The organism is Psychrobacillus faecigallinarum, assembly GCF_014836595.1.
Classification (GTDB): Bacteria; Bacillota; Bacilli; order Bacillales_A; family Planococcaceae; genus Psychrobacillus; species Psychrobacillus faecigallinarum.
Genome location: NZ_JACSQO010000025.1, coordinates 1 through 1278, shown reverse-complemented (window position 1 = coordinate 1278; position 1278 = coordinate 1). Strand labels below are relative to the sequence as shown.

Here is a 1278-nt window from a genome sequence, read left to right as displayed (position 1 = left end):
TTGCAGTGACCTAAAGAAATGAGACAAATAAAAACACCTTTCGTTGAAAAACGGGTATACAATACCTAACTTATCAATGCGGAGGTGTTTTTTCTATGGGAACTAGAGTCAGTTATCCAGTAGAAGTGAAAATGAAGGCCATTGAAATGCGATTGGCTAAGGTGCCGGTAAAAGAAGTAATGGAAGAATTGAACATCCGTAATAAGACACAATTGAAGACATGGATGGCATGGTATCGAAATGGTGAAATCCACCGTCTCCATCAACCCGTCGGTAAACAATATACCTTCGGTAAAGGACCAGAATACGACAGTGAAACTGCCAGACTACAGGCAGAAAATCGTTTTTTGGAACAGCAGATTGAAGTTTTAAAAAAGTACGAGGAATTGGAAAGGAAGTGGCGCCAACAGTAGTGATTCAATTAGTGGAAGACTTAAAGGATGGGATGCCAGTGGGAGAGATTTGTCGCCACCTTGGTGTAGGCCGCTCATCTTACTATCGTTGGAGAAAGAAGGAGGATCAACCCACACAAAAGGAGATTCGAGATCAACAGATTGGTGACATGTGCAAACAACATAAGTTCCGATATGGTTATCGAAAGATATCTGCTTTGTATCCAGGAGTTTGTGAGAAGACCGTGCAGCGTATTATGCAAAAGTATGGCTGGCAATGTAAGGTCAAAGTCAAGAAACGCAAGAAAACTGGCCAACCTGCCTATGTCACGGATAACTTATTGGCACGTGATTTTACGGCAACTAAGCCACTAGAAAGGCTTGTAACAGATATCACTTACTTGCCTTTTGGTCAGACGATGATGTATCTTTCGAGTATTAAAGATCTCTTTAACGGTGAAATTATCGCCTATACGATCGATCTGAATCAAGATACAAAACTAGTAATAGATACACTTAATCAGCTACCTGAAGTAACAAAGGGATGTATTCTGCACAGCGACCAAGGCTCCGTTTATACGTCCTATGCTTATCAAAAAGCAGTCAAAGAAAAAGGAATTACCATGAGCATGTCCCGCAAAGGCACGCCAGCTGATAATTCCCCAATCGAAACGTTCCATTCCACGCTAAAGTCTGAAACGTTTTACCTTGAAGATATTTACCGCACGACTAATGCATGTGTGATAAATATAGTCAAAGAATACATTATTTATTATAACAATACCCGTATTCAAACGAAACTAAACAGCCAATCGCCGGTTCAATACCGTCAATCGGCTGCATAATAGGGTGTTTTATTCCTGTCTCAAAAACGTTAGTCAGTGCC

The 1278-nt window shown here is 40.7% G+C and carries 1 protein-coding gene; it reads left to right on the top strand.

Annotation, left to right across the window (positions count from 1 at the left end):
- Positions 1-95: 95 nt before the first annotated feature.
- Positions 96-1237, top strand: a protein-coding gene (locus tag H9650_RS20215; protein ID WP_404814925.1) for an IS3 family transposase whose coding sequence is annotated in 2 segments (ribosomal slippage) — positions 96-384 and positions 384-1237 — 1143 coding nt in all. Because the reading frame shifts where the segments join, the coding sequence is not laid out codon by codon here.
- Positions 1238-1278 lie beyond the last annotated feature (41 nt).